Below are 21,475 nucleotides of genomic sequence, written 5' to 3'. Positions count from 1 at the left end.
GCGCCGCGGCGTTCGCGCCGCCCCGCATCGAGAGGCGACCGCCCGCGCCGGGCCGCCGAGATCCATGACGTGCGCAAGGTCATGCCGTCCGCCTTCTGGACATCCACTCGGATGGTCTGCACGGTGTAGGGCATGGCGACGGGAACGAGCGGACCCACGACGGAACCCATCGGACGACGTCGGGGAGCCGACGACGGCTTCGTCGTCGCCGCGGTGCTGTTCGACCTCGACGGGACGCTCATCGACTCGACGCCCGCGGTGACGCGCTGCTGGCGCGGCTGGTGCGACGAGTTCGGGATCGCGCCGTCGATACTGGCGGACAGCCACGGCCGCCGGGCCGTCGAGATCATCGGCGAGGTGCTCCCCGCGGCCGACGTGGCGGAGGCCGTGCGCAGACTGGACGAACTGGAACTGGCCGACCTCGACGGGGTGACCGCTCTCCCCGGGGCGGCGACGGCGCTGGCCGCCTTGGGCGCGGGCCAGGGCGCGATCGTCACGTCGGCGGTCCGGACGCTGGCGCTGGCCAGGCTCGCGGCAGCGGGACTGGTGCCGCCCACGACCGTGGTCACCGCCGATGACGTGCGGGTCGGCAAGCCGAACCCGGAGCCCTATCTCACCGCCGCTCGACTGTTGGGCGTGGACCCGGCGGACTGCCTGGTCGTCGAGGACGCGGCGGCGGGCGTCGCCTCGGCCAGGGCGGCGGGAATGCGGGTCCTGGGAGTGCTCACCAATCCCCACGTCGCGGGGCTGGACGCCGATCTCGTGGTGCGCGGCCTCGACGAGGTGAGCTGGCGCAGCCAGGACGGCTCGGTCGCCGTGCGTGCGGGGCGCTGATCCTCGGCGGGTCGATCGGCGGGTCCGTCGCACGACCGGACACGGCGAGAACAGGCGACCGGTGGTGATGCGACCGGGGCGGTGACGCGGCAGGGTCAGCGCTTCGTGTCGGTGCGCCGGAAGTTCAGGTAGGCCCGCGAGGGCGTCGGACCACGTTGACCCTGATACCGGGAGCCGGTCGAACTGGACCCGTACGGACTCTCGGCCGGGCTGGACAGCCGGAAGATGCACAGCTGCCCGATCTTCATCCCCGGCCACAGCGTGATCGGCAGATTGGCCACGTTGGACAGCTCCAACGTGATGTGCCCTGAGAAGCCGGGGTCGATGAAACCCGCGGTGGAGTGAGTGAGCAGGCCCAGCCTGCCCAGCGACGACTTGCCCTCCAGCCTGCCCGCGAGATCGGCGGGCAGCCCCACGGTCTCGAACGTGGAGCCCAGCACGAACTCGCCGGGGTGCAGGACGAACGGGTCCTCGCCCTCGGTCTCGACCAGGGAGGTCAGCTCGTCCTGCTGGAGCGACGGGTCGATGTGGGTGTACTTCGTGTTGTCGAACACCCGGAAGAACCGGTCCAGACGGACGTCGATGCTCGACGGCTGCACCATGTCGGGCTCGAAGGGGTCGACCGTCAGCCGGCCTCCGTCGATCTCTTTACGCAGGTCCAGATCACTGAGGAGCACGACCCCACCCTAACGGCAGGCCAGGTGTCGACCCCGGCATGGGCGGCGTGTACGATGTGATCTGCTGCGGATGTAGTTCAATGGTAGAACATCAGCTTCCCAAGCTGAATACGCGGGTTCGATTCCCGTCATCCGCTCAGTGAACGAAGGCCCAGGTCAGAGGGTGTCTCCTCCGGTCCTGGGCCTTCGTCGTTCCTCATGGGGGCGAGTCCTCCAGCAACACGCCGGCAACCAGCCGTCGATCGAATCGTCATGCGGTTCGGCATCGCTCACAGGTCTTGCCGTGAGGGCGGCCGGGAACCTGATTGCGACGTGGCGTCCCGCTCACCCGGGAATCGCCGAGTGTGGGAGCCGCCGCAGGCGCCTCGAACACGGCCTCGTCCCGGTACCCCTCGTCGAACGCTGGGGGCAGACCGCACGCGCCACACCCCGGTTCACCAATGACGCCAACGTGCCCGACTCCGAGTCGCGGATCGCCGGGACCGTCTCGGCGATCCGCCGATCGAATCCCGCCGCCTGCTCGTCGCATCGACCGGATCGCCCCACCAGCGAGCACACCCGTGCTTCCGGCTCAGGATCGCCCCACCGGTGCGCGTGCTCCCACGTCGTTCAACTGCCCGGCCGTCGCCTCGTGTTCCGGATGATGTCGCCGCCCGCCTGCTGGATCTCGGCGTTGCCTGCGGCCTCGGCATGCTGGTGCAGCGTCGGGGATGCGTCGTTGACGACGATGCCCCCCGTGATGTCGCGGGCCTGGACGACCGATCCGCCGACGGTGCCGGAGATCGAGTTGTGGACGGGTGCCGAAGGGGGAGTCTCAGGCGTGCCCCGCCGCGCCGCCTTCTCGGCGTCCGATCCGCCGTCTTGGCGTCCGGAGTCCCGTTGGGTCCAGAGTGTCACGCCCGCGCCTGCGAGCGTCAGCACGACGACGGCGACCCAGGCGAGGACGTTGTCCAACGACTCCGTCGCCACGTTCACGGCGATGCCGCCGCCCGTCACCACCAAGGCCGTCGCCAGCGCCTGCCACCATCGCCTCATGCTCGATCCCTCCGGCCGGGTCGTCGCTGTCACCTTCAGTATCCGGATGACGACGGGCCCGATGGTCCACCGTGGATGAATTGATGTCCGCGCGGCCCGGCGCGTTCGTCACCAGCCGGATCCGCCTGGCCGCGGAGTGCCGACGGCTGGGCTGCCTGTCGGGCATGGTTTCGCCGCCGGCCGTCGTCGGTGCGGCCGGCGGTCGCGAGGGTGTCGGTCACGGTGCTGCTCCACAGGCTGTGGCGACGCCGCCCTCACAGGCCTCGGGCCCGCCTTCGCGGGGCTCCGGCCTGGGGCGTGCCGTGCCCGGAGCCGCGATGTCGTCAGCGCCAGCGGCGGAAGCCGCCCTCGGAGTTGATGACCTGGCCGGTGATCCACCGTGCCTCGTCGGTGACCAGCCACGAGATCAGTCTCGCCGGGTCGTCCGGCTCGCCCCAGCGGCCGCCGGGAAACCGGGCCGCCACGGCCTCCCGTGCCGCCGGGCCTGCGTATCCGGTGTCCACCGGGCCGGGGTTCACCGCGTTCACGGTGATGCCTCGGTCCGCGAGATGGTCCGCGATGGTGGGTGTGATGGCGGCCAGCGCTCCCTTGGCCGCGGCGTAGGCGACCTCGCCGGTCATCGGGCCCTGGCCCTGGCCCGAGGTCATGAACACGATGCGTCCGCCGTCGCCGCCGCCGTGTCGAGTGGCGAACTCGCGGGCCAGCAGGATCGTGGACCGGGTGTCCACCGCCCAATGCCCGTCCAGGATCTCGGCGGTCATCGCCTCGAGATCGCCGTCCGGCTCGGAGCGGGCGTGGTTGCACACCAGGATGTCGAGTCCGCCTGCCGCGGTGGCGGCGTCCAGCACGGCGGCGGGCGCGCCGGGTGCGGTCAGGTCGGCCGCGACGTCCGTGACCCGTGTCGTCGGCCCCGCCGCCTGGATGCCCGCCGTGATCGCCGGGATGCCTGCCGGGTCGGCTCCCCAGGCCTGCGCGGCGTCGTGCGGGACGTGATGTTGGAAGACGACGTCCGCCCCGTAGGCGGCGAGCCTGCGTGCGACGGCGAAGCCGATGCCCTGTCTTCTGCTGACTCCGGTGACCAGAGCACGGCGACCGCGCAGCGGACGTGGATCACGGTGGGGCGGTGCGGACGTCGGCTCCGCAGAGGATGCGCTCACACGCCGATCCTGCTGTGTGCCGCTCTTCACAGTCACTCGATTTTCTCGACGCTTCCGCGCCGCATGATCGACCGCCTGCGGAGCCGGGCCGTCGTGCCGGCATGTCCACGCCGGTGACCTGCCGTGCGACGGCACCTCTCCGTGCTGTCCGCACGAGTGTGGGAGCGCTCCCGAAGTAAGGGCGACGCCAGCCGCCCAGCGTGGCCGGGTCGTCGTGTGGTCGGCCGTCGCCCCGCCGAACGCCCATGGTGCGCCGCCGGACGGGCGTCGAGCACTGCCTGCGGACGGGCGCCCCGACGGCTCGGAGTCGGGATCACTGCGCGCCGGGGGTTTACAGCGTGTTTCTCTCCCGTTACCCTTCTCATCATTGGGAGCGCTCCCAGTTTCGCACCGGGAACGCTCCGATGAAACTCCGGTCTAGGGCGTGCTGCGCGCCCTCACGTCCTGGGCCGGTCTCCAACGAGTTCCGTGTTCCGTCGCACTGCCGATTCGTGACAACGGAATAGGCCTGCCGAAGCAACCTCGGCAGGCGCCTGACCTGTCCGGGCGTTGAGCTACCGGCTCATGCTCGGCTAATACCGTTGCCGGCGGTGGGTTCGCAGGGGAACCCACCGCCGGCAACGGACCACGGTCCCTGATCGCGCGTCGACGTCGTGATGGCAACAGCGCAGGCCGCCCGCGACGACGAAGAGCACTGCGGCCAGTGAGAACGTCAGGATGCCGCCGATGCCGGTCGAGGTCGGAGCATGCACTTCTGACGCGTCCGGGCTTTGCGGACGCCCGTTCGGCCCGGGAGCCCGTCGGGGGACATCACCTTCTGGGCCATCGAGATCGACCGCCGCACAAGGGGTCGAGCAGTACATCCTTGCCCGCCAGGCGGCGGACAGGCCGGATCACGCCGGTACACCGTCGACGAACTGATGCTCAAGATCGAGCCGACTCTCATCGGGCAAGGGCATCCCGCTGTTCGACGGCGAGTACGAGGTCAGCCGCTTCGAGGTCGACGTCGCGGCAGGGTTCCTGGCGCTCTTCGGCGCGGCGGTGCGTGCGACATGGCGACGGTCGCCTGTCTGCGACGGTCGGCGGCTGCCGAAGCGGAGCCGCCCGCGGCTCACTCGGCGTGAGCCGGGCTCTGTCGCCTCCCGCCGCGGGCATCCCGTAAGGACGAACGCCCTCCGCCGTAGGTCGGCGAAGGGCGTCTGGGTCGGTGGGACGGCCGTCAGCGAGCCGCATCCTGCTCGGGCAACGGGGTCCCGGTGCCGACCTCGTCGGTCGGTACGTCCGCCCTGGCGTCCGCGCCGACCCCGCCGACCTCGCCCTCCGACCGTGCCGTGCCGCGTCGGACCGCGCTGAGCAGCAGCTGCGCGACGTCCACGACCTCGACGTTCTCGCCCTGTCCCTCGCTCTGCTTCGCGGTGACGCCGTCGGTGAGCATCACCCGGCAGAACGGGCAGCCGGTCGCGATCTTCGTCGGGGCGGTGCCCAGCGCCTCGTCGACCCGTTCCACGTTGATCCGCTTGCCGACCCGCTCCTCCATCCACATCCGCGCACCGCCCGCGCCGCAGCACATCGAGCGGTCGCCGTGGCGGGGCATCTCCCGCATCGCGGCCCCGGAGGCGCCGATCAACTCGCGCGGCGGCGTGTAGACCTGGTTGTGCCTGCCCAGATAGCAGGGGTCGTGGTACGTGACGTCCTCGGCGACCGCGGCGACCGGGACCAGCCTGCGTTCGCGGACGAGCCGGTTCAGCAGCTGGGTGTGGTGGACGACCTCGTACTCCCCGCCGAGCTGCGCGTACTCGTTGGCCAGGCTGTTGAAGCAGTGCGCGCAGGTCGCGACGATCTTGCGCTTGTGCTTCTCCCGGCCCTCGAAGACGGCGTTGAGCGTCTCCACGTTCTGCTGCGCCAGCATCTGGAACAGGAACTCGTTGCCCGCCCGGCGAGCCGGGTCGCCGGTGCAGGTCTCGTCCGGTCCCAGCACCGTGTACTTGACGTCGGCCAGGTGGAGCAGCTCGGCGACGGCCTGCGTGGTCTTGCGGGCCCGATCCTCGAAGGCGCCCGCGCAGCCGACCCAGTAGAGGTACTCGACGTCCTCAGCCAGTTCGCCGTCGAAGACGGGGACCTCGAAGTCCAGTTCCTGGGTCCAGGCCAGCCGGTCCTTGGCGTTCTGGCCCCAGGGATTGCCCTTGTTCTCCAGGTTCTTGAACATCCCGCCGAGTTCACTCGGGAAGTTCGACTCGATGAGCACCTGGTAGCGCCGCATGTCGACGATGTGATCGACGTGCTCGATGTCCACCGGGCACTGCTCGACGCAGGCGCCGCAGGTGGTGCAGGACCACAGGACCTCGGGATCGATGACGCCGAGTTCGTCGACCCCGCCCACCAGCGGGCGCTCCGCCTCGGCGAGCACGTCGCGGTGGATCGCGGCGATCCTCGCCTCCGCGTCGTCGCCGACGATGCCGACCTCGTCGCCCGCCATGTCCTTGCTGCCGCCCGCGAGCAGGTACGGGGCCTTGGCGTAGGCATGGTCGCGCAACGAGGTGATCAGCAACTTCGGGGAGAGCGGCTTGGCGGTGTTCCACGCGGGGCACTGCGACTGGCAGCGGCCGCACTCGGTGCAGGTGGAGAAGTCCAGCCAGCCCTTCCAGCTGAAGTCCTCGACCTTGCCCGCGCCGAAGACGTCCTTGTCGGGGTCGGCCTCCTCGAAGTCGAGCGGCTTGCCCCCGCTCATCATCGGCTTCAGCGCGCCCAGGGCGACGGCGCCGTCGGCCTCGCGCTTGAAGTAGATGTTGAAGAAGGCGCTGAAGCGGTGCCAGGCGACGCCCATGGTCAGGTTTCTGGCGATGACGATCGCCCAGGCCATCGAGATGAGGACCTTGATCGTCGCGACGATCGAGATGCCGATCGCGGAGGCGGGCAGCACCGCTCCGAGCGCGTGGGAGATCGGCGCGGCCCACACGGGATAGGGGAGGTGGTCGGTGGCGGCCTTGAAGCCCCTGATGAGCAGGATGCACAGGCCGACGCCGAGGATGACGCCCTCGACGAAGTATGCCTGCCAGAAGCTGGAGCCGGCGAACCGTGACTGCAGGTCGGCGCGGCGGGGATGACTGCGTTGGCGGATGACGATCAGAACGAGGATGCCCAGCACCGTCGTGGTGGCCATGAACTCGACGAACAGGCCCCACAGGCTCCAACCGCCCACGATGGGCAGGCTGAAGTACGGGTTCCACGTCTCGCCGTAGGCCTCGATGAGCATCGGGATCAGCGTCAGGAAGCCGACCATCACGAACCAGTGCGCGGCCCCGACGACTCCCCATTTGAGCATCCGGGTGTGCCCGACGATCTCGATCAGCATCGTCCGCAGCCTGCGGGGCAGCGGGCCGTTACGGGTCGGGTCCGGCTGACCCAGCCGAACGGTGCGCACGATGCTCACGACCGCCCTGATCAACAGGACGAGCGCGACCGCGGTCACCGCATAGCTGATCGTCGCCAGGGCCAGGTGCAGGACGTCCATCCCCGAAGCCTCCAGTCCGAACTTTCGAGTGTGGGCAGCGTACGTCAAGTTACCGGTCGGTAACCACCGTAGGGGTCAGCGGTACGACGAGTGTCCCCTGCCGGGGTCGCCTGAGGTCGACCGCATCGACATCCGAGACCGTCTCGCCTGACTCTCGCGGGCCGAGCGACGTGCGGGCGAGCGCGGACTCCCTCGGCGATCCTGCCTCGGCCGTCGCCACCGGTCGGAATCCAGCGGCGAGCGGCCAGGTCCCCGGGGCGGGACCCGGCTCGACAGGAGGGTCAGGTGCGATCCGCCGCCTGTGGTCCGATCCGAGGGCGACGACCGGGACGCGAAAGGGCGGCCACTCCGATCTGGAGTGGCCGCCCTGTTCGTCGTCGATCAGCGGTTCATCGAACCGGTGTCACCTGGATCAGGCGACGCCGTCCGTGCCCGCGGCGTTGCGACGCCGGAACTTCAGCGCCAGGAAGGTGCCGCCCGCGAGCGCCACGCCGCCGATGATGATCAGCGGGAGGATGAAGTTCGCACCGGTGTCTGCCAGGTCGTCCTCATCCTGGTCGGGGGCACCGGCGTCCGGGCCCTCGCCCTCACCGTCGCCGGGCGGCGTGGTGGGGGGAGGAACCTCGCCGTCTCCGTCCAGCACGATGTAGGTCACACTGGCGGCCGCGGACTCGGCACCGTCGATGACCTGCACGGCCGTGATGGTGTGCGAGCCTGCGGGCAGCTCGTCGACCAGGTTGACGGCCCAGTTGCCGTCGGCGTCGGCGTCGGCGCTGCTCGCCTCCTTGTCGTCGACCGAGACGGTGACGATCGCACCGGGCTCAGCGGTACCGCTGACGGTCGGCGTGGCGTTGTCGCTCTCGGTGCCGTCGGCGGGCTCGAGGATGCTCGGAGCCGCCGGGGCGACGTAGAAGGTGAGGCTGGTGTCCTCGGAGCTGTAGGTCTGGCCGCCCACCGTCAGCGACTGCGAGGCGGTGACGGAGTACTCGCCCACCGGCAGCGCGGAGGCGGGACGAAGCTCCCAGGCGCCGTCCGCGTCGGCCTGGACCTCGGCGGACTGGTCGTTGATCTGAGCGCTGACCGTGGCGAACGGGTTCGCGGTGCCACGGATGACCTGCTCGTCCTCGCCGATGCGCTGGCCGTCCTCGGGGGACTCGATGACCGGCGCGTTGACCTCGGTCAGCACGGCGACGTCGTTCAGGTGGGGGAGCACGTCGGCGGTCAGGGAGACGCCGAGCGAGATCGGGTCGATCGGGTTGCCCTGACCGTCCGTGATCTCACAGCCGCCGTCGGCGTTGCCCGCGGCGGCGGAGGTGATGCCCACGGCGAGCGAGCCCGCGACGATGGCACCGCCACTGTCACCGCCCTCGGTGCAGGCGCTGTGCTCGAAGCCGTCGATGTCGACCAGGTTGCCCTGGCCGTCGTTCACGCCCTCCCAGGTCGTCGCGGCGTGCGTGATCTCGCCACAGGTGTACTGGGTGGTACGGCCCGACTTGCAGACCTCCATGCCCTCCAGCGGCGCGACGACGCCGGTGAGGGTGGTCGTGTCGCCGTTCCAGGTGTTGACGGCGGGCGCGATGGAGTCGCCGGTGATGTTGATGGTGGCGAAGTCGTTGTTGTCCTCGCCGAAGGACACGGTGCCGAAGTCGCCGAGGCGCTCCAGCGGCAGGGACGGCTGCTCGTTGGGGATCTCCCGGTAGGCGACGCTGTTGTCCTCGTCGCCGTAGCAGTGTCCTGCGGTCAGGTACAAGGGGCTGCCCGCGGCGTCGTACGCCGGGAAGCCGAAGGAGCAGACGCCGATGATGGCGTCCTCGGCCTGGTTGCCGGTGAAGTAGCCGTCGCCACCGTTGATGTCGACGAGCCTGCGCTCGGCGGTCTGCTGCTGGGTGGTGACCTCGACGCCGACGTTCGGGACCTGGCCCGCGAGGCTTGCGGCCTCTTCGCCGTTGACGAGGGTCACGACGACCGAGCTGCTCTGGACGTCGACCGAGACGCCTGCGACGAGGCCGTTCTGGTTGGACGCCCACGAGGCGAGCTCGGCGCTAGCCGCGTCGAGCTGGCCGAGGCTGGGCCCGCCCACCTCGACCTCGGCACCGAGGTCGACGGCGACCTGTGCCGCCACGTTGTCGGTGACCTTGACGTGGAGAGAGTTCGTGTCCGAGTTGAACCACGCGCCGCCGAAGCTGTCACCCAGCTCGCCCGCGAGGCGGGTGCTGGTGATCGAGGCGTTTCCTGCCGCAGTGGCCTGCTCCGCGTACGCCTCGGCGCTGATGCCGAGGTCGCGCTCGATGGCGACCCGCATCTCGGAGGGGATCGACTCGACGTTCACGTCGGCACTGTTCAGCGGGGACGCTTCCTCGGTCTGGGCGCTTGCGACGCCCCCGAAGGCCCCCAGGGTGACAACGCCTGCGGACAACGCCGCGGCGAGCAGCCCCCGACTGGGACTTGCCTTGCTCATTTAGCTCCTTCCCCAGTGCCCCAGCCCCCCGGTTGGGGTCACACGTTCAGGTGACGAGGGGACCGTAACCTCACGGAAGGTCGACTCGGGTCGGGCTCGTGAAAATAGGTACTAAGTTGACCTCTTCGTTATATGCGCAGCGTGCGGGATCGTTGACCCTGTGTCGACCTCGGGGCGATGCGTCCGAAATGTGCGCGTATCCTGCACGTTTATCCACAGGCCGCTCATTTTGACTCCATAGAGTTAGCATGTCGGTGCCGGTAGTGAGCGCCGGGTGCGGCCGGGGCCTCTGCGGCCTCCGGGTCGGAAGGGGCAGGTCGACTGCGTGGGGCGGCCGGGGCGCCCCGTCGAACGCTCGGCATGATCTGCCCGCTCGTCGTCCGGCGAGGGAGCGCGCCGGTCGGCGGCCGCGGCGGGGAGCCGCGCGGGTGCCCACGTCCGTGAGGCCGAACCCGAGCCGTGCGGTCCGTCGATGGCGGGTGGACCGTGGGCAGCGGCGATCTCGGACGGACCGAGCTTGGGCTGTCGAGGCTGTGCGGACATCGGCACGCGGCGCCGACGGTCGCCGAAGCCGATACCCGTACCGATGTGGACGGCCGGGCTCCGCTCGGACGATCTACGCCCGCGGGACGGGCTCTGCTTGACGTCGCGACGAGGATCACGGGCCGCCGGGCGCGCAGGCCTGTGGCCTGCGTCGTGGAGCCTGTCGACCAGCGCATCGCTTGACGGGCGGCGCGATCCTCAACGCGGAGGAGATCGTCCGTTCGCGATCGCGGGCCGCTCGTCGCCGCACCGACCGGATGCCGTGGACAGGCAGGGAGCAGGGATTCGGGGAGGGATGACGCCCTCGACCGGCACACGGGAGACGGTCCCCCGTGCCGTGGCGCGCGAACGCCGCCGAAGTCCGGCGGGCGACGGAACGGACGTCCTCGGCGCCGCGCCCCGCATCGAGTCGACCAGGCCTGCGCCCGACCGCTCTCGCGATCCGGCAGGTCGACACCGACCGCACCGTCTACGAGTTCGGCGCCGTCGGGCACGGCCACCAGGCGCACGCGACGGCCGATCGCCTGAGTTCCGAGATCGACGCCTGGCATCGACGACACCGAGGACATCGAGCCGAGTTCCGCGCCCACCCGGCCGGCGCATGCCCGGACCGAAGCTCGGGTCTGGTCTTGGACACGTCGGTCCCGGTCACCATCTCCTGGCCCGCGACGTGAGCGAACAGCCAGGCGGCACCACCCGACAGGAGGAATCGCAATGGAGATCGACGGAGATCACCCGACCGCATTCGATGACTTCGACCTGGATCTGTCCTTCGCGCCGAAGGGGACAGCCATCGCAGCGCTCATGAACACCACGTCTGACCCTTGCGTCCACAGTGGACCGACCCGGTGCGGTGGCGTTCACCGCTCCAGGATCGCCAGGGCCATGGTCTTGGCCTGCCGGGCGGCTCGATCGGATCGTTCATAGAGTTCGGTGACTGCGGCGCCGTCCATCAGGAGCAGGAGCTGCCGGGCCAGGTCGGTGTCGTCGGGGTATCCGGCCTCGGCCAGCAGCAGGCGTAGGTAGTCGACGACGGCCTCCTTGTGCTGATTGGCCATGGCGCGGATCTGACTGTCCGGTTCGGCGACCTCGGCGATGGCGTTGATGAAGGCACAGCCTCGGAAGCCAGAGGTCTCGGCATATTCGATCAGCGCGTCGAAGGCCGCGATCGGGGTGCCGCCGAGGGCCGTGGTTCGTTCGGCCAGCCACGTTCGGTAAGCCTCGTCGTAGTTGCTCAGCATGGCCACGACCAGGTCGTCCTTACTGGCGAAGTGACGGTAGAACGAGGCGCGCCCGACTTCGGATTCGGCGAGTAGCCGCTCCAGGCCAACGGCCTGGATTCCTTCGGCATAGAAGAGCTTCTCCGCAGCGTCCAACAGTCGCTGACGAGCGTTGGTGGCCATCGTTCGACTCCTTCAGGATGCATCCTTGACACAGATGGTACCGGTCGGTACCGTCCAAAACGGCACCGATCAGTACCATTTTAGCAGTGCGGATGGTCGTGTCGACCCACTCCGCGCAGGGAAGGACGCAGCACATGACGCACCCGCCGCAGGCTCCGAGCGAGCAGACCTCTACCGGAGGAATGGGACGGGTGGCGGTCCTGGCCCTGGGTGTGTTCGCGGTCGGCACCGGCGAGTTCGTGTTGGCCGGGCTGCTGCCGATGTTGGTCGAGGCATTCGAGATCTCCGTGGCAGGCGCGGGGCAGATCGTGACGGTGTTCGCGCTGACGTGCGCGGTGAGCGCGCCGGTGCTGACGGCGCTGACGGCGGTGTGGCGGCGTCGCACCGTCTTGGTGATGGCGACGGTCATCTATCTACTCGGAGCGGTCGGCACGGCGTTGGCCGGTTCATACGGTCAGATCCTCGCCGCCCAGATCGTGGCCGCAGCCGGGGTGGGGTTGTTCATCCCGAACGCCTCGGTGACCGCCGCGACCTTGGTCGCGCCGCGCTTGCAGGGCCGGGCGATTGCGTTGGTGGTGACCGGCTTCACTGCCGCGGTGGCTTTCGGTGCTCCGATCGGGACCGCGTTGGGCGGTCTGTTGGACTGGCGGGCGACCATGTGGTTCACCGCCGCCCTGGCGGTCATCGGCCTGGTCGGTGTCTGGGTGCTCGTGCCCGAGCACCTGCACGTTCCCTCGGCCGGTGGGCTTCGTGCGCAACTCCGCCCGTTAGGAGACCGTCGTGTCTTGCTGCTTCTGGTGACGACATTGGTGGCCTTCACGGCCGTGTTCGTCCCCTACACCTACATCGGTGTCATCTACGCTCCGGCAACCGGCGGCAGCGGTGTGGCACTGGCGGTGCTGATGCTCACCGGCGGCATCGCCGGTGCGGTCGGCAATCTCGCCGCCGGATTCCTGACCGATCGTCTCGGCGGGGCTCGCGTGGTCACTATCGCGCTCAGCTGGTTGACGGCGGGGCTGCTCGTAGTGCCCTTGGCGGTCGGGCATTTCGGCGCCGCGCTCGCGGTCGTCGGGTTCTACGTGGTGGGCGCCTTCGCGATCACCACCCCTCAGCAGCATCGGCTGATCGGCCTACGGCCCGATGCCACACCGATCGTGATCTCGTTGAACCAGAGCGTGCTGTACCTGGCAATCGCGATGTCCGGGCTCGTCGGAGGGGCCGGGATCGAACTCCTCGGCAGCCGGTATGTCAGTCTCGTCGCCGCCGCTCTCGCACTGCTCGCCTTGGGAGCGTCCCTCTGCGCGCAACGCCTGATGCGACCGACGAGTGCGAGCGGCGCCGGAGTGTGAACGAACAATACGCCCGTGCCGGCGCGAAGCAGTTCGGTGATCCACGCGCAGTAGCGGCGCTCGGCGCCCCCGAGCCCCGCGTCGGCACCCGAGCAGCCTCACCGGAGCCGGCGGCGAGGTTCCCGGGGTCCTCGACGGTGCGCTCGACATCGACGCTGCCCGGCAGGCGACCGCCGCGAGATCCGGCGCGTCGGCTGCCGACCACCCCGGCGCGACTCTTCCGCACGCGGTGATCCGTTGTTCATTCACGGGTCTTGCCAGATCAATGTGGACAGGTAACGGTGGGCGGGTCTTCCCACGACGGGGATAGGAGCGCCCGATGACGTCTCGCCGTTCGACCCGGTTACGCAGGCTGAGCCTGCTCGCCCTACTGACCTCTCTGCTGTCGCTGGCCCTGCAGGGGCCCGCCTCCGCCGCCCCGCCCGGCATCCCGAGCGAGACGACCGCCCGAAGCCTGCTCGCGTCGCTGACCGTGGCCCCGGAGGGGTCGATGGACGGCTACTCCCGAGACCTCTTCCCGCACTGGAACGCGGTGGAGGGCAACTGCAACGCCCGCGAGATGGTGCTGCGTCGCGACGGCGACGACGTGCAGGTGGGCAACGACTGCTATCCCACCTCCGGCAGCTGGTACAGCGAGTACGACGGCCAGACGCGCACCGTCCCCTCCGAGATCAGCATCGACCACGTCGTGCCGCTGGCCGCCGCCTGGCGTTCCGGCGCGTCATCGTGGAGCGCCTCCCGCCGGACCGCCTTCGCCAACGACCTGACCAACCCGCAGCTCATCGCCGTCACCGGCAGCGTGAACAGCTCGAAGGGCGATCAGACACCCGACGAGTGGGTTCCGCCGCGCACGGCATACCACTGCACCTACGCCCGGATCTGGATCGGCAGCAAGCATGCCTGGGATCTGACCGTCACCTCCGCTGAGCGCGCCGCGCTGACCCGGCTGCTCGACACCTGCTGAGCACCCGTCGACTTCGCAGCCGGCCGGCGGTCCGCCTGGGCACCCGCGCCGTGTCCAGCGCGCCGTGTCCGAGGTGCCGTGTCCGGGGTGCCGTGTCCGGGGCACCGTGTCCCGGTGACTCCGTGTTCCAGGGCGTCGTGTTCAACGCTGTGTCCCGGCGGCTCCGTGTCGTGTGCCGACAGGACAGGACGTGTGCCGACAGGGACGTGTGCCGACAGGGACGTGCGGAGCGCCGGGGCTCAGCCCGCCGGCCGGTTCAGCACGCCGACGAGCGACTGATGCAGCGCCTGGTGATCGCGGGCGTCGTGCAACGTGCAGTCCGCCGCCGAGAGCGAGTACAGCTCGTCCGCACCGAGGTAACGCACGGAGACCCGCACGCGGCCGTCCTCATCACAGGAGGTGCACAGTTCCAGTTCGCCGGTGATGACGCCCACCTCGTCGGTCATCACGCCGCCCCGAGCGACGGTGATCTTCGTGCACAGTTCCGCCATGGGAGCCTCCCCGCCTCGGATGCCTCGGGCCGCCTCGCCGGGCCGCGCGAGACGTCGAGAGCCACGGTAACGGCCGATGCGCGGAGCAGGAGCGGTTCACGGGCCCGCGCCCTGGCGTGTCGCGGGATGACCTCGGTCGGCGCCGACGTCGTGCGGCTCGCGTGAGCACCGCCGGACCCGGCCGCCGGCATCGGTCCAGGGCGGGCCCGACCACGGGCGGCGGCCATTGGAGTTGATCAGTCGCGATGGTCCCGCCTCGGCGCACTCGCCGGGGTCACTCGTCGGAGCGACCGCTGCGCAGCGGCGGCAGCGCGGCCACCGCCTCGTCACGGGTGAGGCCTCCTGCCTGCAGCAGGTCCACCGAGATCGACCGCAGCTGGGCGACGACGACCCGCATCGAGAAGCCGCTGCCGCCGATCAGGTCCGCCGCCGACAGTCGGGCGACCGCCCGCGTGGCCGCCCTGGCCTGGACCGGGTCGCGGCCCGCCGACAACTCGTCTCGGAGCAGGACGACGGCGCCCGCCAGCTGTTCGAGCAGGATGGGCAGCCGCTCGGGCACCCGTTCGCCGTCCCGCAGCGCGGCCTGCGCCCGCCGCGCCAGCACCCTGGTGTTGCGCAGTGCGTGATCCAGGCGCACCGCCGCGTTCTCATAGCGGTCGAGGTCCGTGCGACTCCGCCAGCGCAGCGGCGAGATCCTGGCGATCTCGGTGCCCGCCGCCAGCGCGGTGGTGAACTCCTCGATGGAGTCCTGAGCGTCGCGCGCGTCGGACAGCACCGCGCCTGCTCGTGCCGGGTCTCCGATGGAGACCGCCACCGCCGTGGCCCGCAGCGCGTCGGCGAGCACACCGAGGACCACCCGGCCCTTCTGATGGACCACGACCAGCGGATTGGCGGGCAGCAGGGCCGCGACCGCCAGCCCGACCAGCCCGCCCACCAGCGCGTCGATGAAGCGGTCGAAGCCGCCGACGGCGCCGGGGGGCAGCAGGGTGGCGATCAACACGGCGGAGGAGCCTGCCTGCAGGGCGATGACCGTGCCGCTGTCCAGCAGCACGGCCACCGACATCGCCAGCGCGACGACGAGGGCGATCTGCCAGGTGCCCGAACCGATCACCGAGATCAGCAGGTCGCCGACGAGGATGCCGACGCTGACGCCGACGACGAGTTCCGCCACCCGGCGCAGCCGTTCGCCCAGCGACACGCCCAGGCTGATCACCGCCGCGATGGGGGCGAAGAACGGCCGTTGGTGTCCGATGACGTGAACGGCGATGAACCAGGCGAGTCCGGCGGCCACGGAACACTGCAGGACGGGGATCAGGTTGCGCAGCAGTCTGCGCAACCGCCGTGTCGCCTCCACACTCACCCGGTTCACGCATCGATTGTGCGCTCCCCCGGAAGATCCGCAGGATGACTAGCCGTCCGAGCGAGGGCGGCGTGCCCTGCGCCTGTCTCCCGCGCGTCCGATCAGGACCGCCGCGCCCGCCGTCAGCGCGACGGCGCCGCCGGCCGCGAGCAGGACCGATGAGGTCGGAGTCGGCGGGCGAGGCGGCGGGACGGCGTCGCCCGCCCGGCGGCGGAGTTCGAGCATGAGGCTCTCCTCGCCCATCCGCATCGCCCAGTCGTGATTGGCCTCGAAGACCGGCCGCAGCCAGTTAGGGCTGCTCCGTAACAGGGGTTTGTCCGCGCGGATCTTCCAGGTGAAGTCCACCTGAGTGCGGTCGGCGCCGAGCTCGGACAGGTGCCACACGCCCCGCCCGACGAAGTCGCCGGTGGCGGTGAAGGAGCAGCCGAGTTCGGCGACCGACTCGACATGGAGCTGCCACCGCAGGGTGTACGGGAGCCTGCCGGTGGTGAACAGCTCGTAGGACGAGCCGACGCCGCCGTCCTCGGCGCGGCGCAGCGTCCGCACGTCCAGATAGACCGACGGCCACCAGCGGGACAGATCGGCCGGGTCGAACAGGGTGTCCGCCACCTCCGCAGGCGATGCGGGGATCAGCCAGCGGGTGTGGAAGTCGTAGGCGCTGTCCGCCATGGGTTCAGGCCAGTCCGACGGCGGCAGGCGCCTTCGGGTCGGAGTCCGCGAGGAACGTCCGGCAGCGTTCGTGCTCGTCGGTCTCGCCGATCGCGCCCGCGGCCCTGGCCAGGGCGCCGAGGCAGCGGAGGAAACCCTGGTTGGGTCGGTGCTCCCACGGCACCGGGCCGTGGCCCTTCCATCCGGCGCGACGCAGCGCGTCGAGTCCTCGGTGGTAGCCGGTGCGGGCGTACGCATAACCGGCCACCGTCTGTTCCTCGGCCAGCGCCGTCTCGGCCAGCGCGGCCCAGGCCTCGCTGAAGGACGGATACCGGGCGGCCACCGTCGCGGGATCGGTGCCCGCGTCCAACTCCTGCTGCGGCCCCGGCAGATCGGGCAGCAGTGTGGGCTCCGGGCCGAGCAGGTTCGCGTGGGTCATGCCCTCATTCTGCCAACGTCCGCGCGGTCGGTCCCGTCGCCTCCGCGGTCACCGCGGTAGAACAGCTCCACCCCGCGAGAACGCGGGAGGGGCGCCTCGGCGGTATGCCGAGACGCCCCCTTCGTGCGGCCGTGCGGACTCGTGGTGCGGTTCAGCCCGCGAGCATGCGGCCCGAGGACCGCAGGTTCTCGCATGCGTGCGCCACCCGAGCCGCCATGCCCTGCTCGGCGGCCTTCAGGTAGCTGCGCGGGTCGTAGACCTTCTTGTTCCCGACCTCGCCGTCGATCTTCAGCACGCCGTCGTAGTTGGAGAACATGTGACTGACGACCGGACGGGTGAAGGCGTACTGCGTGTCGGTGTCGATGTTCATCTTGATCACGCCGTAGCTCAGCGACTCGTGGATCTCCGAGAGCAGCGAGCCGGAGCCGCCGTGGAAGACCAGGTCGAAGGGCTTCGATCCCGCGGGAAGACCGAGCTTCTCGGAGACGACGTCCTGACCCTGCTTGAGGATCTCCGGACGAAGCTTCACGTTGCCCGGCTTGTAGACGCCGTGCACGTTGCCGAAGGTCGCCGCGAGCAGGTAGCGGCCTCGCTCACCGCTGCCCAGCGCGTCGAGCGTCTTGAGGTAGTCCTCCGGCGAGGTGTACAGCTTGTCGTTGATCTCGTTGTCGACGCCGTCCTCTTCGCCGCCGACGACGCCGACCTCGATCTCCAGGATGACCCTGGCCTTCGCCGAGACGGCGAGCAGCTCGGCGGCGATCTCGAGGTTCTCGTCGACCGGCACGGCGGAGCCGTCCCACATGTGCGACTGGAACAACGGGTTCTCGCCCCGGTCGACGCGCTCCTGGCTGATCGCCAGCAGCGGCCGGACGAAGCCGTCGAGCTTGTCCTTCGGGCAGTGGTCGGTGTGCAACGCGACGTTCACCGGGTACTTCGCTGCGACGACGTGAGCGAACTCGGCAAGGGCGGTGGCCCCGGTGACCATGTCCTTGACCTTGGTGCCGGAGGCGAACTCCGCGCCGCCGGTCGACACCTGGATGATGCCGTCGCTCTCGGCTTCCGCGAGTCCGCGCAATGCCGCGTTGAGGGTCTCAGACGAGGTGACGTTGATGGCCGGGTAGGCGAACTCGTTCGCCTTGGCCCGGTCGAGCATCTCCGCGTAGACCTCGGGGGTTGCGATGGGCATCGTCTTCCTCCTGTGGTGCCCGGCGCAGCGTGTCCGCGCTGATGGCTGTCGTTCGGCTACCGGTGAGCATCCTACGATCAGACCCGCTCGCGGTCTGCTGCCGGCTGAGGATCATCGGCCCCCGCCGCGACCAGCGACTCCCCCGCGGTGGATCGATCCAGCGTGATCTGCTCGATCCGCCTGCCCTCCGCCGGGGGTGCGCCCGGCTCCGCGCCTGCCGTCGTACCTGGGGTGACGGCGCCGACCAGGTCCCGCGCCCGGGTCGCGGACTCCGAGGTGACCACCAGGCCGAGGGCGGGCTCGACGTGATCGTCTCCGCCCGCGGACACGAACGCGGCGGGCGAGCGGCGGACCTGGGTGAGGTAGATCAGCCTGCCGATCCAGAGCACCAGCATGGCGACCTGGGTGCCGAGCATGGTGCGCTCGACGAAGCCGCGGACGAGGAAGTCGGCGAAGAGCTGTGCTCCCCACAGCCGAGGCGTGACGACCGGCATCGAGGCGAGCAGGAAGACGATGAACTGAACGAGGGTCACGGCGCCGAGCACGCGAGTCCAGCCTGCGACCAGCCGCCAGAGCGTGTGGTCGCGGAAGCGCTCCGACATGATCAGGCCGGCCACGGCCAGGCTCAGGAACGCGACACAGGCCGAGATCCGGTGCGTCCAGCCGGAGAAGGTGAGTGCCGCGTCGGGCAGGTCGGCGGGGAAGAACGCGCAGAGGACGAGGCCGACGCCCCAGAGGCCGATCAGCACCGGGAGCAGCCTGCCGTCGAGCGCGCCGCTGCCGCGTAGCAGCGGCAGCAGCACGAGCGAGCCGAGACCGAGGGTGACCATGCTGATAGGGATCAGCGAGGCGCCCCCCTCGACGTAGACGAGTTCGCTGAGTGTCTGGCTGACGGCGTCGAAGCCGTCACCGAAGCCGACGTGCATCGCGGTGAAGGCGATGGCGGAGAGCAGGATTCCCAGTAAGGAGAGCCCGGCCACCGCACGCACGGCAGGAGCCGGCCAGTGTTCCGTGTCGGCCACGGTCGCGTCACGCATGCCGACGATTGTTGACGCTGAGACCACCGGTCGGCTCAGGGTTTGTCCTGATTCCAGCCCTGACTCGCCGCACCTCCGGCGCGTCGTGGCCGACACGCCGTCAGTCGGTCGTTAACCAGGACCCGATCAGCGGAGTCCACTCGGTGATGATCACCTCCGCCACCACCTCGGCGGGCCAGTAAGGGTCGTTGTCGAGCAGTCGTCGCAGCTCGGCCTCGTCCGCCACGTCGTACACGAGCAGTGCGCCGGTGTCGTCGGCCCAGGGCCCCGCCGCCAGCAGCGAGCCCTTCTCCGCGAGCGTGGTGAGGTAGTCCCGATGCGCCGGTCGGACGGCGAGTCGCCGCTCGGTGTCCGAGGTGAAGACGAGCTGGACTGCGAATCTGGCCATGCCGTTGCCGCTCCCCGCTAGGTCGACGGTGTGTCCTGTCGGCGTCGACGCTACCGCCGATCCCGAGGCTCGGACGCCGCCGCGGCGGCGCCGCCCAGGCCCGCTGGAGCGTGTCGGGACCGGTCGCCGTCGCACCCGTGCGGACGGGGTTCTCGGCAGGAGTCGGGGGGTTCGTCCGGGCGTTCGCCGAATGGCGCGGCGGAGAACGCGGATCGCCCCGGACGGCGGCGCAGGGAGGGGGCGCGGCCGATCCGGGGAATGACGATCAATTGCCGGCGAAGGCCCTGGACATGCCGCGAGAAGCGGATTTCGAGCAGCGGACGTCGACTGGCGGCTCCTCCCCGGAACACGCCGTCGGAGTCGATCAAAGAAAGATCGAGACGGTCGGAGACCGTTATCTTGAATCAGGGTGGAAAAAACGATCTCGGCGAATCAGAGAATCGATTCGCCGAGATCGTCTCAGTGCTCTATGGGATTGATCAGAAGTCGATCGAGGCGAACGCGAAGTCGCCGCCTTCGAACTCGAAGCCGGTCTTGAAGTCGACCTTGACCTCAAGGTCGCTGTAGATCTTGTAGGTGTTCCACTCGCCCACGTCGAGGCGGAACTCCTGCCCGTTGTCCTTGCTGTGGCCGTGGCCCTTGTCGTGCTCGCCCGCCATCGCGGGAGTCGCGGCAAGAACGGGGGCCACCACGATGGCGCCTGCAACGAGAGTCTTGGCGAGCATCTTACGAATCTGCACGGTCTGACCTCCGTATTGATTTTCTCCGACCGGCTGGTCCCGAATCCCAACCGAGCACAATGTTGGGCCCGTCCCGGGGTCGTCGCCACAGCATCGAAGCCGGTTCCCTCCAGAAGGTGAATCTGACTCGAAGTTGCGCGAATTCGCGGAAATGGCAGGATGAACCGCCGGAAGAAATGATCTCGACCGCCGATGGGTCGAACTCCAGGTCAGGGGGCGGGCGGCCGGATCGCGGTGGCCGACGCCGCCGGACGGCTGAGATCCAGACCTCCATGCTACTGCGCAGTAGTGCCCCGAAAGAGACCTCTTCGGCGCGGCGAACCTCGGCCCGCGCGGCCCCGAAAGGGCCGAGATCCTGTTGACAGCTCCGACGCCGTGTGTCCGTTCGATCACGGAGAGCTGACGAAGGCATGACGAAGCCCGGCGGCCCGGCGCCGGAGCTCACACTGCCTACGAACGGGGGCCGTCTCCTCGGTACCTTGCTCCAGTGGCGGCGGACAGATTCCACCCAGGAGTCGGCGATGGGAGCAACAACCCGGTCGAACGGACGTTCGGCCATCTGAGAACACTCGACTCGCCCCTGCCGCGCTCGGGCGGTCAGCAGCCGTTGACGCTCGAAGACCTCTACCGCCGGCACCGGATGCGGATGGTGCGCCTGGCGATCCTCCTCGTCGACGACATCTCCACGGCGGAGGACGTGGTTCAGGAGGCCTTCACCGGCCTGCATCGCAACTGGTCCGGGCTGCGCGACGCCACCGCGGCGGTGGGCTATCTGCGCACCGCCGTGGTCAACGGCAGCCGTTCGGTCCTGCGCAGGCGCAAGACCGCGCGGGAGTACACGCCGCCCCACAGCCCGAACGCCCGTTCCGCCGAGTCGCTGGCCATGCTGACGGCCGAGCATCAGACCGTCGTGCGAGCACTCGCGCAGCTCCCGCCCAGGCAGCGTGAGGTGCTCGTCCTGCGCTACTACGGGGACCTGTCCGAGGCCGAGATCGCCGAGGCGACCGGGATCTCGCGAGGAACTGTCAAGTCCACCGCCTCCCGCGCGCTGGACGCCCTCCAGTCGATCATCAGCTCGGGCCGCTGAGCCGGACACGCCGGGATCGTCCTTGCTCATCCGCCGCGAGCCGTCCAAGGTCCGCGCCGGACGGCATTCGTGCTGCGGCTCCGCAGGCTTCCAGCGTCGAGTCATCCAACACCGCGCTGGTCAGGGCGCCGGGTGAGCCCCGGCCTCCGGCATCGTCGAGACCGAAGG

The 21,475-nt window shown here is 69.8% G+C and carries 18 protein-coding genes and 1 tRNA gene; 5 read left to right on the top strand and 14 right to left on the bottom strand.

Features of this window, described 5'->3' with window-relative positions; all coding sequences use genetic code 11:
* Positions 1-132: 132 nt before the first annotated feature.
* Positions 133-834 carry an HAD-IA family hydrolase gene (locus AHOG_RS27640; RefSeq protein ID WP_093943921.1) on the top strand — a complete coding sequence of 234 codons (702 nt, stop codon included), beginning with the start codon at positions 133-135 and terminating at the stop codon, positions 832-834.
* Between the two features lie 95 nt (positions 835-929).
* Here AHOG_RS27640 and dcd read toward each other — a convergent pair whose 3' ends face one another.
* Positions 930-1,511, bottom strand: a complete 582-nt coding sequence (dcd, locus tag AHOG_RS27635; RefSeq protein WP_093943920.1) for a dCTP deaminase — start codon at positions 1,509-1,511, stop codon at positions 930-932.
* 66 nt (positions 1,512-1,577) lie between these two features.
* On the opposite strand from dcd, the gene AHOG_RS27630 reads away from it, so the two are divergent.
* Positions 1,578-1,648, top strand: a tRNA-Gly gene (locus tag AHOG_RS27630).
* Positions 1,649-2,120: 472 nt separating this feature from the next.
* Here the strand turns inward: AHOG_RS27630 and AHOG_RS27625 are convergent.
* The 5 genes from AHOG_RS27625 to AHOG_RS27600 all read right to left on the bottom strand — a co-directional run bounded on the left by AHOG_RS27625 (position 2,121) and on the right by AHOG_RS27600 (position 11,618).
* Positions 2,121-2,546 (bottom strand): hypothetical protein, encoded by a 426-nt coding sequence (locus tag AHOG_RS27625; protein WP_093943919.1) that lies wholly within the window; start codon positions 2,544-2,546, stop codon positions 2,121-2,123.
* Positions 2,547-2,869: 323 nt separating this feature from the next.
* Positions 2,870-3,703, bottom strand: coding sequence for an SDR family oxidoreductase (locus AHOG_RS27620; protein WP_093944876.1), 834 nt, complete (start codon positions 3,701-3,703; stop codon positions 2,870-2,872).
* Between the two features lie 1,219 nt (positions 3,704-4,922).
* Positions 4,923-7,214 (bottom strand): (Fe-S)-binding protein, encoded by a 2,292-nt coding sequence (locus tag AHOG_RS27615; protein ID WP_093943918.1) that lies wholly within the window; start codon positions 7,212-7,214, stop codon positions 4,923-4,925.
* Between the two features lie 412 nt (positions 7,215-7,626).
* On the bottom strand, positions 7,627-9,672 hold the full coding sequence (locus tag AHOG_RS27610; protein ID WP_157737076.1) for an Ig-like domain-containing protein: 2,046 nt from the start codon (positions 9,670-9,672) through the stop codon (positions 7,627-7,629).
* Between the two features lie 1,403 nt (positions 9,673-11,075).
* Positions 11,076-11,618, bottom strand: a complete 543-nt coding sequence (locus tag AHOG_RS27600) for a TetR/AcrR family transcriptional regulator (RefSeq protein WP_093943915.1) — start codon at positions 11,616-11,618, stop codon at positions 11,076-11,078.
* Between the two features lie 134 nt (positions 11,619-11,752).
* On the opposite strand from AHOG_RS27600, the gene AHOG_RS27595 reads away from it, so the two are divergent.
* Positions 11,753-12,967, top strand: a complete 1,215-nt coding sequence (locus AHOG_RS27595; protein WP_245856484.1) for an MFS transporter — start codon at positions 11,753-11,755, stop codon at positions 12,965-12,967.
* A 319-nt stretch (positions 12,968-13,286) separates the two neighbouring features.
* The gene (locus AHOG_RS27590; RefSeq protein ID WP_093943914.1) at positions 13,287-13,931 is read left to right on the top strand and encodes an HNH endonuclease family protein; all 645 of its coding nucleotides are present in this window, start codon (positions 13,287-13,289) and stop codon (positions 13,929-13,931) included.
* A 239-nt stretch (positions 13,932-14,170) separates the two neighbouring features.
* Here the strand turns inward: AHOG_RS27590 and AHOG_RS27585 are convergent, their stop codons facing one another.
* The 8 genes from AHOG_RS27585 to AHOG_RS27550 form a co-directional block, all read right to left on the bottom strand.
* Complete coding sequence (locus AHOG_RS27585) at positions 14,171-14,422, bottom strand: hypothetical protein (RefSeq protein ID WP_093943913.1); 252 nt, start codon at positions 14,420-14,422, stop codon at positions 14,171-14,173.
* Positions 14,423-14,696: 274 nt separating this feature from the next.
* Positions 14,697-15,791, bottom strand: coding sequence for an FUSC family protein (locus AHOG_RS27580; RefSeq protein ID WP_245856483.1), 1,095 nt, complete (start codon positions 15,789-15,791; stop codon positions 14,697-14,699).
* A 39-nt stretch (positions 15,792-15,830) separates the two neighbouring features.
* Positions 15,831-16,451, bottom strand: coding sequence for an SRPBCC family protein (locus AHOG_RS27575; protein ID WP_184451052.1), 621 nt, complete (start codon positions 16,449-16,451; stop codon positions 15,831-15,833).
* A 4-nt stretch (positions 16,452-16,455) separates the two neighbouring features.
* On the bottom strand, positions 16,456-16,869 hold the full coding sequence (locus AHOG_RS27570; protein ID WP_093943912.1) for a DUF3151 domain-containing protein: 414 nt from the start codon (positions 16,867-16,869) through the stop codon (positions 16,456-16,458).
* 151 nt (positions 16,870-17,020) lie between these two features.
* Positions 17,021-18,055, bottom strand: coding sequence for a class II fructose-bisphosphate aldolase (gene fbaA, locus AHOG_RS27565; RefSeq protein ID WP_093943911.1), 1,035 nt, complete (start codon positions 18,053-18,055; stop codon positions 17,021-17,023).
* Between the two features lie 77 nt (positions 18,056-18,132).
* Entirely contained in the window at positions 18,133-19,092 is a 960-nt protein-coding gene (locus tag AHOG_RS27560; protein WP_093943910.1) for a DUF998 domain-containing protein, read from the bottom strand.
* Positions 19,093-19,192: 100 nt separating this feature from the next.
* Positions 19,193-19,480 (bottom strand): YciI family protein, encoded by a 288-nt coding sequence (locus AHOG_RS27555; protein WP_093943909.1) that lies wholly within the window; start codon positions 19,478-19,480, stop codon positions 19,193-19,195.
* A gap of 479 nt (positions 19,481-19,959) precedes the next feature.
* Entirely contained in the window at positions 19,960-20,220 is a 261-nt protein-coding gene (locus AHOG_RS27550; RefSeq protein ID WP_157737075.1) for a hypothetical protein, read from the bottom strand.
* A gap of 487 nt (positions 20,221-20,707) precedes the next feature.
* Between AHOG_RS27550 and AHOG_RS27545 the strand changes: the two genes are divergently transcribed.
* Positions 20,708-21,307, top strand: coding sequence for a SigE family RNA polymerase sigma factor (locus tag AHOG_RS27545; protein ID WP_093943907.1), 600 nt, complete (start codon positions 20,708-20,710; stop codon positions 21,305-21,307).
* Positions 21,308-21,475 lie beyond the last annotated feature (168 nt).

Origin of the sequence: Actinoalloteichus hoggarensis (genome assembly GCF_002234535.1) — a bacterium.
GTDB classification, from domain to species: Bacteria; Actinomycetota; Actinomycetes; order Mycobacteriales; family Pseudonocardiaceae; genus Actinoalloteichus_A; species Actinoalloteichus_A hoggarensis.
This window is presented reverse-complemented; position numbering and strand designations above follow the sequence as displayed.